Below are 12,379 nucleotides of genomic sequence, written 5' to 3'. Positions count from 1 at the left end.
AACGCAATATAGAAAGAGTTTGAGGTGGTCGCACCGAAGGCGCTACACAAACATCTTCACGCCAATGGCAATGAGAATAATCCCCGCAATAATCTCCGGGATTTTTGTCTTGAACCGCTTGGAGGTGTGTCGCCCGATTTCAAAACCGATAACGCCCATCGCAAAGCTTGCAATCGCAATGGCTGTGGTCGCAAAAACCATGTTTGCATTCAAGAACGCAAACGAAATGCCGACCGCAAATGCATCAATGCTTGTGGCAACCGACAAAAGCAGAATGTTCATGAGGCTCAGGTGCGCACAAGAGGCTGTCGCTTCACCGCCCCGAATGGCGCCCCAGATCATGCGTGCGCCCAGAATGCAGAGAATCGCACAGGCAATTGGCGTGCCCACTGCATTAAACCAACGCTCGGCAAAGCTGCCCAAGAAATACCCGAGAAGCGTCATGCCTCCCTGAAAAACGCCAAACGAAACAGCCTGGAGCACTGCGCGCGAACGCTTGATGCACGATTTGCAAAGCCCGGTCGAAATAGCGACCGCAAAGCAGTCCATCGCTTCGACAATCGCGATAATGATAATTTCAAGAGTACTCATGACGCGCCCAAAAATAAAAAATATATTGTATAATAATTTAGTTCTTAGTCAATGGTCATTAGTCTTTAGCGATTAATTGCGGCAAAGCCGCCAAGTTTTAAACTAATAACTAGTGACTGATAACTAGTGACTATTTATGAACAACAAAGTCGTTACTATAGTTTTTATTGGGTTGTGCTTGTTGCTCCTGCTGTCTGTTGGGGGCTCGTTTTGGGATGGCTCCTTTGACGTTCTTTTGCACGATAGCGGGAACTGGAAATTTCCCAAGACGCTATTTATCTTCTGGATTGGCATGTCCCAGGCGGGCGTTCTTCTATCGGCTTTCCTGCTTATCATGAAGGTAAAAATCCACCGCCGCACATCGCTTTTGCTAGAACTCAGTTCACTTTGCAGTCTCGTCTTGGCTATTGTTCTGTCATTTGTTTACTCTCATTCCATCCAAATGAATAGCGCCGTCCATAGCGATGTTTATGGCATTGGCATCGTTGGCTTTATGTCGCTCCTGTTTTTCGTGACGCATCTTGTGGCTGCGGATAGCGCCGAAGATATGACGCTTTGCAAGGAACTTGCCAAAATTAGGCGACCGCTTGCATGGATTATCCTTCCGACGGTATTTTGGGTTATTTCCGAATTTGCACTCGATTTTGCCCGACTCGAAAATCCCGTGTGGCGTGGCGCGTTCTTTCCGTTGTACGTGGTCTCGATTGTCTTTTATATGGGGCTTGCAAGTTCGATTGCGCTCCTCTCATTCGAAAACTATTATAACCGCTTGATAGAACGCTTTGTCCTGCTTTGCAGCTGGTTTATTTCTTTGCTGTTCCTCTGGATTATCCTTGTGAAAGGCGAGGGGAGTTATACCGCTTTTGCATTTGCGTGTGTTGTACCGCAATTACTATTCTTTGAGCCAGTTCGCGAAAGTCTCTGGGGACGATTGCTGGTGGTTTGTTTTGTTCTGTTTGGTATTATACTCAAGTGCGACTTTGTTGTAAACCTCAACGATTTCCATTTCTTCTCGAATGCAACGTTTGTAAATGCGGGCTTGATGTTTGCGTGTGGTGCGTTTTTTGTCGCTATTTTCTTTGGGGTGCGTTTCTTGTTGTCGCGCTTCTTTGAAAACGATGAAATCCTGATGGGCGAGGAGAGCGATAGCTCCGATGGTGAAGTTCAGGAAGATAAACAACAGAAATATCTTTCGCCGTTTTCTGCCCCCGAATTCAAGGTGGTGCGCTTGCCGGTGCTGTGTGGCGTTCTCACGGCGGTGGCGTATGGCTATTTCACTTCGGACTGGGTCAATTTGGCAGGACCGTTTGGCGCGTATGTGAGTTGTATATTAGTCTGTCTGCAACCGTTTGTGCATCTTGGATTTTCTAGAAAGCGTAGGAGGGGTCGCAAATGAGCATGTTTGCAAATGCCGTGGCATGCTTGTTGTGCCTTGTTTTTGCGGCGTTCCTTTGGAAAATAAAGGGCATGTACCGCATTACATTCGTGATGTTCCTGATTGTCATGACGAGCTGCCTTTACACAGCCTTTGCAGGGAATCTCGCCAATCCGATGCTGGAAAATTACCCGTTCCGCATGGTCGCGCTCACCTTCTGCGTTTTCACGACGGGGCTTCGCGATAACCGCAGGCGCTTTATGGTGCTGGCTCAGACATTCTGGCTCTGGGTGGAACTTCTCGGAAATATTTCGCTTTATCAGGGCGGCGAAGAAGCTCCCTGGATACGATTAGCCGCAATTGCCGAGATTGCTCTTGGTTGCTGCTTTATGGCTCGAATTTCAAGAGAAATCGAGTTTGGACTCATCGTCCTGTGGATGGCTGTCTGGATGTTCTTTTAAGAGATGTGCGTATAAGTGACTTCGTTCGAAAGTCGCTTTTCGAAATCTTCCTTAGTCAGCGGCTTGTCGAATAGGAATCCCTGAATAATCGAGCACTTGGCGTTCTGCAAGAAATCGAGCTGCTTCGAATTTTCGACACCTTCCGCAACGACTTCGAGATTGAGCTCGTTGATCATGTTCACCATGTTCTTGATGACAACTTCATCATGGTACTTTTCGTCACCGATATGGTCGAGGAGCGACTTGTCCAGTTTGATGACGTTGACATTCAAGTCCTTGATGGCGGCAAATGTGGAGTAGCCTGTTCCAAAGTCGTCTATGGAGACGGAAATGCCATGCTGGCGAAGTCCGTTCACGAACTTCTGCATCGCAATTTTATCTTCAAAATTGGAGGATTCCGTGAGCTCAATTTCGATAAACTTGCTATCGATATTGTATTCCTTCATGATGGCAAGGATATCTTCAGTCAAGTGCGGGTTGCTCAGATGGTGTCTTGAAAAGTTCGAAGACACGCGGACCGGTTCAATACCGGTGTCGAGCCAATTGCGGATGTCTTCGCAGACCTTGCGGAATACGTAAAAATCGAGAAGGCAGATGGATGCCTCTTTTTCGAGAATCGGCAAAAATTCGTTGGGCGGAATGATCTGCCCGTTGCGGTACCAACGTACAAGTGCTTCACAACCGCAGAGCTTCTGGTCCTTGACAGAAACCTTGGGCTGGTAGTAGACGATAAATTCCTTGCGGCGTAAAGCCTCGCGGAAAAGAGAGGAAATCTCTTTTTCGTGGTAGGCGTCTTCGAGCATCTTCTTGGTAAAGTAAACGATATCGTTTCCCGGATGAATTCGGGATTCGTTCAGCGCTACAGAACTGCAATGCATGATTTCGTTCATGGTGTCCTGAGGCTGGATATCGTAAACGCCAATGCGGCTCTGTATTGTCAGTGGAATCTGCTGACCTTGCGGTGTAGGGACGGTCACCTTTACCATAGCGAGGTTCTTGACGAACATGTCCCTGTTTTCTTTTTTGACAAGCACAAAGAAGTTGTCGCCACCGAGTCTTGCAATCATTTCGTCATCGTGGCACATTGCCATGACAACGTGCGTAAAGGTGGCAATGCCCATATCGCCAACGGCGGGGGTCTTGGACTGGTTGATGTACTTGTAGTTCTTAAGGTTGATAAAAAGGCCGCTGAAATTGTGTAGCTTGTTTTTCGCCTTGAGCTCGATACTGTGGTGGACTAGTTTGGCGGTGTTTGGGGCACCCGTCATTGTATCGGTTTGGCTTGCGTAGTGGACAGCGCTCATGAGGCGAGAGCGACCGAGAATGATGAACATGTCATCGCTGATAAGCTTTACAGCCTGTAACTCAGGATTGGTAAACTTGTGTCCTTTTTTTGCGTGGATTTCGACGGTTGCCATGCCATTTTCTCCCGTCCGGTAAGTCTGGATGAGCGGCATGGATTCGCGACCATTGGGGTCTTCGTAAATTATTCTTTCTTCATTTAAACCGTTTCTTGCAATGATGGAACTAGGGGCTATAAGTTTAAGTTTGATAAAACCGATGCTTAGAATATTGCAGATTGGAGGAATGGCAGCACTGACGCGCTTGCTCATTGCGACCATATCTGGAATATTATCTAAAATCGCATCCCTAAAATCTTTATAAACACTACTGAAAATGACGTAGTCCATTTTCGCCCCTTAAAGTCCACACTTTATACACCAATTGAGTGCTCTAAATGTAAATAAAATTTTTTGGAAAGGGTAAAAAAAAGTTAATATAACACATTTTTTTTAGTCCATTTTAGAGCGCGTGATTTGGATTACAAAGCTAGTGGATTGGTGGGAAGAATATGTAGGCGATAATGATGGCGGCAATGACTCCGACGGCATCCGCAATCAAGGCGCAAGTGACTGCGTGGCGGGTCTTTTTAACGCCCACGGAACCGAAATACACGGCAATGATATAGAATGTTGTATCGGCTGCACCTTGGAACATGCAACTGAGGCGGCCTGCAAAGCTATCCGGACCGAGATTCTTCATGGCGTCGATCATCATGCCACGAGCGCCGCTACCGCTGAGGGGCTTCATAAGGGCAGTGGGGAGGGCCGGAACAACGTCATTCCCGACTCCAATAAGTCCAAGCAAAGCCGAGATGCCATTCATGACAAGGTCCATCGCACCGCTTGCGCGGAACACGGCGACACCCACGAGAATCGCGACAAGGTTCGGGATAATCATTACGGCGGTGTTGAATCCTTCCTTGGCGCCTTCGACAAATGCTTCGTATGCCTGGACTTTCTTGTAGCAGGCAAGTCCGAGGAATGCAACGATGACGCCAAACAGCACAAGACCGCTAATAAAAAGGCTTGTCGTGCCGAGTGCTTCGGCGGTAAGGTGGCTAAAGTAGAACATCACGGCGATAACGCAGGCGCTAATGCCGCCAAGCCACATCACGGTTACAGGGTCCTTGAGCTTGATTTTCTGGAAAAAGCTGAGTGCAAAAATGCCTGCGATAGTGCTGAAGAAAGTCGAGAGGAGAAGCGGGAGGAACACGTCACTTGGGTTTGCGGCGCCGAGCTGTGCGCGGTAAGTCATGATGCTAACAGGAATTAACGTTAGTCCGCTTGCGTTCAAGACGAGGAACATGATTTGCGAATCGCTTGCGACAGTCTTGTCATCGTTCGGGTTCAGGTCTTGGAGCTGTTTCATTGCCTTGAGGCCCATCGGGGTTGCAGCATTGTCGAGCCCGAGCATGTTCGCGCTGATGTTCATGAGCATGGTGCCCACAACCGGGTGCCCCTTCGGGATTTCGGGGAAAAGCCTTGAGAAAAGCGGCTGCACGATTTTTGCCAAAATCTGGACGGCGCCTGCTTTTTCTCCGATTTTCAGGATGCCGAGCCACAAGCTCAAAATGCCTGTGAGACCAAGAGCAATTTCGAACGCCGTCTTGGACATGTCGAATGCCCCGAGAATAGCCTTGTTAAAAATGCCGGTATCGCCGAAAGCAAGCCATTGGACGATGCATGCGATAAATGCACCGAAGAAAAACACGAGCCAAATTACATTTAAAACCATGGCTCAAATGTAAGAAAAAAATAGCAGGTGGTGCGCCGTTCCCTATATTCTCACTGCCTTAATTTCCTTGCCATTCTCCAGCATGTGTATGCTGAACTTGGCATGGGCAGGCTCGCTTCCATTGGCGGGCGTACTTTCGTACAGCCCGAATGTCGGCGGGTTCCCGCCTTTCGGGAGGCTCGTGGAACCCGGATTCACGAGAAGCACATTGCGGAAGTTCTTTTCGAGCATCCAAATGTGCGTGTGACCGTACAGATACACGTCTATTTGCGGTTTTTGCGGAGCATCGGTTTGATCCTGCGCTGTGGACTGCGTCGCTCCCGTAGATTCAATGGCGTTTAGCGCATCCCTCGGGAAACATTCCGGCATAAAGATGTGCCCATGGCTCATGAACAAGTGGAGTCCGCAATCTTCGACAACCTTGTATTCGTTTTCGATAGGGAAGTCGAGCATCATCAAGTCGACATCGGCATCGCAGTTGCCACGGACGGCGACAATGCGGTCTTTGTACGGGGCAAGCGCTTCGACGACTTGCATGGGGCCGTGCCCTGCCGGGAGCGGGTTTCGCGGACCATGATAGAGCGTATCGCCCAGCAAGAAAATCTTGTCGCAGTTGAACTTTTCAAAGAACGAGAGCGCTTGCCTTGCTGCCAAGGCAGAACCATGAATATCGGAGAGAATTAATGCGCGCATTGTGACTCCTACTTTACCGTAATCATCGGGCTGGTTTCGCTCAACAAATAATTCCATTCTTCACGAATTTTGTCGTATTCGGTCGGATCGGCATAGAGCGCAAACGTGGTCCACTTGATGCCGCTAGAGGTCTTGGACTTCGGCTGCTTTTCAAAGCTCACGTAATCCGGGGCGCGGTTGAGCGGCTTTGCTTCGGTGAGCGATACCGAGTGTCCGCTAGCCGTCTTGATGTTCAGCTTGAAGCTGAACTGCGTTTCGTGCGGCATACGGATGGGGTGGTGGCGCTTGGCGACCTTCGGAAGCTTGAAGAGGCTACGTTCCCACACGTTCGGGAAGCGGCCCTTGAGTTCGGAACCGCCCTGACCAAAGTAACCCTTGGAAAGGTAAGTGTTCACGATAATGAGCGGCTTATTGAACTGGTCGAGATTCTGGATGCGGATGTTGCCGATGCTCACGTCCGGCACGCCAGAGGCGAGGAACTGTTCCAAGAGCTTTTCCTGATCCTTGACATCGCGGCCAAAGAACTTGTTACGGATGGCACTGGCGAACTTGCCCTGGAGCTGCACGGAATCGCGGAATTCGCATTCGCCGTTAGCGCCGATGAACAAGTCGTGCTGGATTGCAATCTGGTGTTCCTGATTGTCTTCGAGAATCGGAGTTGTGACCACGTGGCTCTGGTCGCCGTCAATTACGAGAGCGACCTTGCCTTCCATGTCGAGCGGAACCGGGCGATCGTTGCCCGTCTTGTCGGTCGCATCAACCCAGCGTTCGCTAATCTTCCCTTGCTTCGGGATGTAGAGGATCATGTGGTTGAACTGCTGGATGGTTGGCAAGTGCGAGAAACCTTCTTCCGTGAGGTGGATGGCGGTGAGGTAGCTCTTCACGCCAATCGCTTCGAGCATATCCTTGAGCAAAAGTGCCATGTCCTTGCAATCGCCGCGGTGTTCCTTGAGCGTCACTTCTGCGGTTTGCGGAATCAGACTGTGACCGCCGAATCGTACGTCGCGGTAGCGGATGTCTTGACGGACAAAGTTGATAATTGCCTTGACTGCTTCATCGCCAATCTTATTGCCGCGCACTTCAAATGCCTGTTCGCGAACCTTGACTGCCTTCTTGAACTGGTGGCTGATGAGGTTCTGGTAATCGTCACCGACATCGCGCCATTCCTGCTTACCTGTGAGCATGAGGCCTGCACCGAAGTCGCGGTACACCGGCATGTAAAGTTCCTTGCGGACAATGACCGGGTTTTCAATCTTCCATTCGATACCACCCTTGATGGCGGTCTTCTGGAGCGGACCGTATTCTTCCGTGACAAAGCGAGTCGTGTCGGCATAAATGCGGAAAATGGATTGTCCGACAGGCACATCGCGGCTGCTTTCGTAGTTCGTGTACGGAATCATGCCCTTGTTTTCGAGATTCGTGCGGCTGAACTGCATGTAGATAAAGTCACCCGGAGCAAGTTCCGAAAGCGGGAAGTGTGCCGTCTGGCTTTCGTTACCACCGCCAATTTCAGTTGCGTATGTAATATAGGCTCCGTTGAGTGTTGCCTTCTGCTTGAGCTTCCAGTTGCTGTCGTAAACTTCGAGCGCGTTCAAGAAGATGCGGTCATAGCCCGGTAAAAAGTCAAACGTGAATTCACGATAAATGGCGGCACCGCGCTGGTCCAAAACTTCGAGGAGCATTTCTTCGCTGCGGACCCAGTTGGCGTTCTTTTCTGCCTTGAGAGATTCCTTCTGGTAATGGATTACGGCTGGGAAGTCTCCTTCCGTGGCTGTCTTTTTGGCTTGCGGGCTGAGGAGCGTCTTCAGGTCGGCAGTGCGTTCTTCAACAGGTGTAATCGGCTTTTGGAGCGTACGGTTGTCTGCCTTGCCGAGGTAAGCCTTCGTAGCGGAGAGGAAACTCTTCGCGTCTTCGTTATCCGGCTTGAGGGCGAGTGCCTTGGTAAGAGCCTTTTCGGCATCGCGGTAATTGCGGCTGTAGAACAAAATCTTGCCGTGCATCGTCCATACTTTATAATCGTTCTTTGCCTTGGCGAGCGTTTCGTCGCTGATGGCGCGGGCTTCTTCGTAGCGTCCGAGGAACATCAATGCGTCCATGAGCGTTTCGCCAAGTTCCTTGCTCATGCCAAAGCGACCGCGAATGCCGTACAAGATGTCGACTGCTTCGGCGTACTGGTCAAGTCCCATGTAAGTCTTAGCGAGGTAAACGCCCAGGCGGGAGCTCGGCTGTGTATCGAAAAGTCTCTGCACCACGATGAGGGACTGGTGGCGCTGTCCCAAGCCCCAGAGGGCATCGCTCAAGTTGATGACGTATTCCGGATTGTTTGGTGTGTAGCGGAGGGCCGCTTCGGCGCATTCACGGGCGTGACCGTAGTCGAAGAGGGCTTCGTACATTTCGCCGAGAATGGAGAGCAGCTTGCCGTTTTTACGCACGAGATCCATTTGGCTTGTGAAATAGCTGATACCTGGGCCGTAAAGTTCCTTCATCTGGTACACGAAACCACAGTTAATTAAATAGAGCGGTTCTTCCGGATCCATCTTGTTCGCGCGTTCAAAGTAGCTGAGGGCGACAAACGGCTGGTCTTCGAGCAAGCGGAGAATACCGACCTGGCTCATGACGGCGGCGTTGAACTTGTTCTGCTTTTTGCGGGATTCTTCGTCACTTGCGGTCTTGGGCATGGCACCGACTTTGAGCCCGCTAATGGCGTTCTTCATCACAGACGCGTATTTCTTCTTGTTGATGCCCTGCGTCCAGGTGGCAATCAAGATGCCGCGTCCGTTGTCGTAGAAATATCTACCTGTATAATAGAAGTCGTATTTATTGACGATGTGGGTGAGGGTGAATTCCTGGGCGTAGCGGTCACCGACTTTGACGCGCTGGACTTCAAAGCTTGCTTCGTTCATGGAAAGTCCAAGACGGCTTAAAAGCACCTTGAACATGTCTTGCTGACTGACTTCGTCGCCCGGGACAATCGCTCCGTACACAAAAAGCGAGATGTCTTCTTTCTTGTTGCTGAGAACCAAGTCCGGGTCTTCGTTCTGGCGGACGACGCCTGTCCAGTTGTGCCAAAGCGTGTCGGTGGTGCTCCAAGAATAGCCGAGGTCTGCGCTAGAATGCTGCATGATGCGTTCGGCTGAGAGTTCCGAGACTTCTTCCTTGACGACGTCTTTCAGCTTGAATGTGGCATAAAAGTCTTTCCATTCTTGCTTGAGGGCGCCTTCGGAGAGTTGTGTGTCTGTTGCGGCGAGCGTAAGTGTAAAGATGCGATTCCCGGCGCCAATCACGAGACCGACGGCTTCGTAAGGCGTGTCGTAACGCTTGCCTGCCACGTCAAAGAACGCGCCGGTCGTGCCAAAAGCTTCTTCCGGGTAGGTCTCGGCGAGTGTTGCCTTTTTGCCGCTCGATTCGAACGACTGCATTTCGATTTGAGCGCGTTCCATGAGGCGGAGCGGTTCGCCTTCGGGGAGGGTAACTTCCACGAGGACGGCGCGGCGTCCGGTCTTCGGATTATAAAATTCGTAGGGGGCGTTGTCTTCACCGCCGATAATTGTCCAGCCGTTGTCGGGGGCGGTAAATGTGTAACCGCTCGTTTCGATGGTGCCGCCGGTGGCGACTGTGGCGGGAGCTTCTTCGGTAACGTAATCGACTTTGGAGGATTCTTCGTCGTACGAATTATCTTCTGCGGAACCCGAAACTTCTGTTGCGGGGGAGGTGTTTACATCGGGAGTGTTTCCCGCGCAAGAAAACAAGAAAAAAAGCCCGAAAGCAACAGTCAGGCGGGCAAGCAAATTCTCTTTTTTTACAAACGAGTAACGCATAATAATCTCGGGATAAATTGTTTAACACCCTAATTTTAGAAAAATAGGGTAGGACAAAGTAGCGCTTTGCGATACAAACAAGAATAATCTTATTATCCTTTCCTAATGTTTACATTAGGTTAGGCTAACCGCACATGGTAGTCGTAACCCGTTTGGACGGCTTATGCCCCCTAAAACAGGTCCAGAAAACTCTTTTTTTTTGATTATTACTACACAAAAAGTTTGATTTTTTGTATCTTTCCAGCCAGCAAAGCTCCACCACTAGGTGGGTAGCAATTTCAACAATAAAAAAAGGATCCAATAATGGCTCTCAAACTCGGTATTAATGGTTTCGGTCGTATCGGCCGTATGGTGTTCCGCGCTGCTGTGGAAAACTTCGCAAATGACATCCAGGTTGTCGGTATCAACGACCTCCTCGACGCTGACTACCTCGCATACATGCTGAAGTATGACTCCGTCCACGGTCAGTTCAACCACGACATCAAAGTCGAAGGCAACTTCCTCATCGTCGACGGCAACAAGATCCAGATCTTCGCTGAAAAGGATCCGACCAACATCACTTGGGGCGCTCTCGATGTAGACGTCGTTGTTGAATCCACTGGTTTCTTCCTCACTGCAGAACTTGCTGAAGCCCACCTCAAGGCTGGTGCTAAGAAGGTCATCATGTCTGCTCCGTCTAAGGACTCCACTCCGATGTTCGTGTACGGCGTTAACGACAAGACCTATGCTGGTCAGAAGATCATCTCCAACGCTTCCTGCACCACCAACTGCCTCGCTCCGATCTCCAAGGTCCTCAACGAAAAGTTCGGCATCGTCCGTGGCCTCATGACCACCGTTCACGCTGCAACTGCTACTCAGAAGACCGTTGACGGCCCGTCCAAGAAGGACTGGCGCGGTGGCCGTGGCATCCTCGAAAACATCATCCCGTCTTCTACGGGTGCTGCTAAGGCTGTGGGTAAGGTTCTTCCGGAACTCAACGGCAAGCTCACTGGTATGTCTCTCCGCGTGCCGACTTCCGACGTTTCCTTCGTTGACCTCACTGCTGAACTCAAGAACGCTCCGGCTGCTGACAAGGACGCAGCATACGCAGCAATCTGCGCTGCTATGAAGGAAGCTTCTGAAGGCGAACTCAAGGGCATCCTCGGTTACACTGAAGACGCTGTTGTTTCTACCGACTTCCGCAACAACTCCTGCACTTCTATCTTCGACGCTAAGGCCGGTATCCAGCTCGACCCGACCTTCGTGAAGGTTTGCTCTTGGTACGATAACGAATGGGGCTACAGCAACAAGGTTTGCGAAATGGCTCGCGTTATCACCAACTACAAGGGCTAATTAAAGTTTAACTAGTGTTAGTGGTGTGGGCGTAACCGCTTAAAAGCAAATTGTTTCCCACACCTCCGCTAAAAAAAGCTTTTGGACCTCGCCACCCGGCGGGGTTCTTTTTTTGCATTGTCACCCCGGATTTATTTTCTTTGACCACTTGCGCTTAAGCGCTTATGTGGTCATGATCCGCGAATGGGGACGGGGTCGCCATTTTCTGAGAATCAGCAGTCCGTCATCCTGAGCGGAACGTAGTGGAGTCGAAGGATCCAGTTATTTCTCGACTTTACTGGATCACAATGTCACTTCTTTCAGAAAATCCGCTTTGAGCTTGGAAAGGAGTGTTGCCGCTTTGCGCTTTTCTTTGCGTATTTTGCGATTGCGGAATAGCGTCCAAATAACGCTTGGGTGGTGGAGTGCGAATGGCACGGATGCTTCTGCACCGAATGCTTTCGACAAAATAATTGCGATGGATTTGAGGTCGCGCATTCCCGCAACTGCCTCAGCTTCATCGCTTGTTGCTTGTGCGACGAGGTACGGCACGGAGAACATCTTGCCACCGGCATGCATCATGCGGAGCGTGAAGTCTGCAAGCCTTGCGTATTCTGGGAGTGTCGTGTCAAACCCGCCGGTACGCTGGATAATGCGCCGAGAAAACACGGCGAGGAAAGGGTGCGGAGCGGCGACGTAACGCAATGGGGCATTCTCGTCGATCTCTACAAAGCCGGATCCTTTAGCGGTAGGCTTTAATAAATAACCGCCTAAAAATTTTCCTTTGTCTGTACGGATTCTTGGTGCGAACGCATCCACCATCGGAAACCCGTCCGTCACTTCTGCAACGTTGTTCAAAAACTGGCGGTCTATCTTGATGCATGGGTGGGCAAAAACAACCCATTCCCCTTCAATCTCATCGAGGTGCTTATTCCAGTCGTTGGTAAAGAACCAGCCGAGTTCTGGGTCCGTGAATGGTGGTTGGGGGAGTGTTCCTTGCGTTTCGTCAAAGTTTTCGCTAAAAACAAAAACGTCGAACTGCCGCATGTCTT

General features: G+C 50.3%; 9 protein-coding genes. 3 read left to right on the top strand and 6 right to left on the bottom strand.

The genetic code is table 11. The annotated features are described in order from the left end of the window. Nucleotides 1-42 precede the first annotated feature (42 nt). A complete protein-coding gene (locus BUC30_RS08315; protein WP_073424402.1) occupies nucleotides 43-591 on the bottom strand; it encodes a manganese efflux pump MntP in 549 nt (182 codons plus the stop codon). 136 nt (nucleotides 592-727) lie between these two features. Between BUC30_RS08315 and BUC30_RS08310 the strand changes: the two genes are divergently transcribed. Together BUC30_RS08310 and BUC30_RS08305 are read left to right on the top strand one after the other, a co-directional pair. Further along, a complete protein-coding gene (locus BUC30_RS08310) occupies nucleotides 728-1,987 on the top strand; it encodes a hypothetical protein (RefSeq protein ID WP_139260814.1) in 1,260 nt (419 codons plus the stop codon). Continuing rightward, the gene (locus BUC30_RS08305) at nucleotides 1,984-2,427 is read left to right on the top strand and encodes a hypothetical protein (protein ID WP_073424400.1); all 444 of its coding nucleotides are present in this window, start codon (nucleotides 1,984-1,986) and stop codon (nucleotides 2,425-2,427) included. Before BUC30_RS08310 ends, BUC30_RS08305 begins: the two co-directional genes overlap by 4 nt. On the opposite strand, the gene BUC30_RS08300 is transcribed toward BUC30_RS08305, so the two are convergent. The 4 genes from BUC30_RS08300 to BUC30_RS08285 all read right to left on the bottom strand — a co-directional run bounded on the left by BUC30_RS08300 (nucleotide 2,424) and on the right by BUC30_RS08285 (nucleotide 10,016). Then, on the bottom strand, nucleotides 2,424-4,118 hold the full coding sequence (locus BUC30_RS08300) for a putative bifunctional diguanylate cyclase/phosphodiesterase (RefSeq protein WP_073424399.1): 1,695 nt from the start codon (nucleotides 4,116-4,118) through the stop codon (nucleotides 2,424-2,426). The two genes, BUC30_RS08305 and BUC30_RS08300, sit on opposite strands and share 4 nt — an antisense overlap. Nucleotides 4,119-4,257: 139 nt before the next feature. After that, nucleotides 4,258-5,505, bottom strand: a complete 1,248-nt coding sequence (locus BUC30_RS08295; protein WP_073424398.1) for a nucleoside recognition domain-containing protein — start codon at nucleotides 5,503-5,505, stop codon at nucleotides 4,258-4,260. 42 nt (nucleotides 5,506-5,547) lie between these two features. Further along, nucleotides 5,548-6,198, bottom strand: a complete 651-nt coding sequence (yfcE, locus tag BUC30_RS08290; RefSeq protein ID WP_073424397.1) for a phosphodiesterase — start codon at nucleotides 6,196-6,198, stop codon at nucleotides 5,548-5,550. Between the two features lie 8 nt (nucleotides 6,199-6,206). After that, the gene (locus tag BUC30_RS08285; protein WP_073424396.1) at nucleotides 6,207-10,016 is read right to left on the bottom strand and encodes a transglutaminase domain-containing protein; all 3,810 of its coding nucleotides are present in this window, start codon (nucleotides 10,014-10,016) and stop codon (nucleotides 6,207-6,209) included. A gap of 303 nt (nucleotides 10,017-10,319) precedes the next feature. Here BUC30_RS08285 and gap point away from each other — a divergent pair, with 303 nt between their 5' ends. Then, nucleotides 10,320-11,348: a type I glyceraldehyde-3-phosphate dehydrogenase gene (gene gap, locus BUC30_RS08280; protein ID WP_073424395.1), complete on the top strand. Its 1,029-nt coding sequence runs from the start codon at nucleotides 10,320-10,322 to the stop codon at nucleotides 11,346-11,348. A 282-nt stretch (nucleotides 11,349-11,630) separates the two neighbouring features. On the opposite strand, the gene BUC30_RS08275 is transcribed toward gap, so the two are convergent. Beyond that, nucleotides 11,631-12,374 (bottom strand): hypothetical protein, encoded by a 744-nt coding sequence (locus BUC30_RS08275; RefSeq protein WP_073424394.1) that lies wholly within the window; start codon nucleotides 12,372-12,374, stop codon nucleotides 11,631-11,633. Nucleotides 12,375-12,379 lie beyond the last annotated feature (5 nt).

Source organism: Fibrobacter sp. UWB7 (assembly GCF_900142945.1).
GTDB lineage: Bacteria > Fibrobacterota > Fibrobacteria > Fibrobacterales > Fibrobacteraceae > Fibrobacter.
Note: the sequence above shows the minus strand (reverse complement) of the source record. Positions and strands in the feature narration are given on the sequence as shown.

Excerpts from the sequence above, each read along its gene's own strand:
- BUC30_RS08285 (WP_073424396.1), bottom strand. The coding sequence starts at position 10,016 with ATGCGTTACTCGTTTGTAAAAAAAGAGAATTTGCTTGCCCGCCTGACT.
- BUC30_RS08275 (WP_073424394.1), bottom strand. The coding sequence starts at position 12,374 with ATGCGGCAGTTCGACGTTTTTGTTTTTAGCGAAAACTTTGACGAAACG.
- BUC30_RS08295 (WP_073424398.1), bottom strand. The coding sequence starts at position 5,505 with ATGGTTTTAAATGTAATTTGGCTCGTGTTTTTCTTCGGTGCATTTATC.
- BUC30_RS08305 (WP_073424400.1), top strand. The coding sequence starts at position 1,984 with ATGAGCATGTTTGCAAATGCCGTGGCATGCTTGTTGTGCCTTGTTTTT.
- BUC30_RS08310 (WP_139260814.1), top strand. The coding sequence starts at position 728 with ATGAACAACAAAGTCGTTACTATAGTTTTTATTGGGTTGTGCTTGTTG.
- yfcE (WP_073424397.1), bottom strand. The coding sequence starts at position 6,198 with ATGCGCGCATTAATTCTCTCCGATATTCATGGTTCTGCCTTGGCAGCA.
- BUC30_RS08300 (WP_073424399.1), bottom strand. The coding sequence starts at position 4,118 with ATGGACTACGTCATTTTCAGTAGTGTTTATAAAGATTTTAGGGATGCG.
- gap (WP_073424395.1), top strand. The coding sequence starts at position 10,320 with ATGGCTCTCAAACTCGGTATTAATGGTTTCGGTCGTATCGGCCGTATG.
- BUC30_RS08315 (WP_073424402.1), bottom strand. The coding sequence starts at position 591 with ATGAGTACTCTTGAAATTATCATTATCGCGATTGTCGAAGCGATGGAC.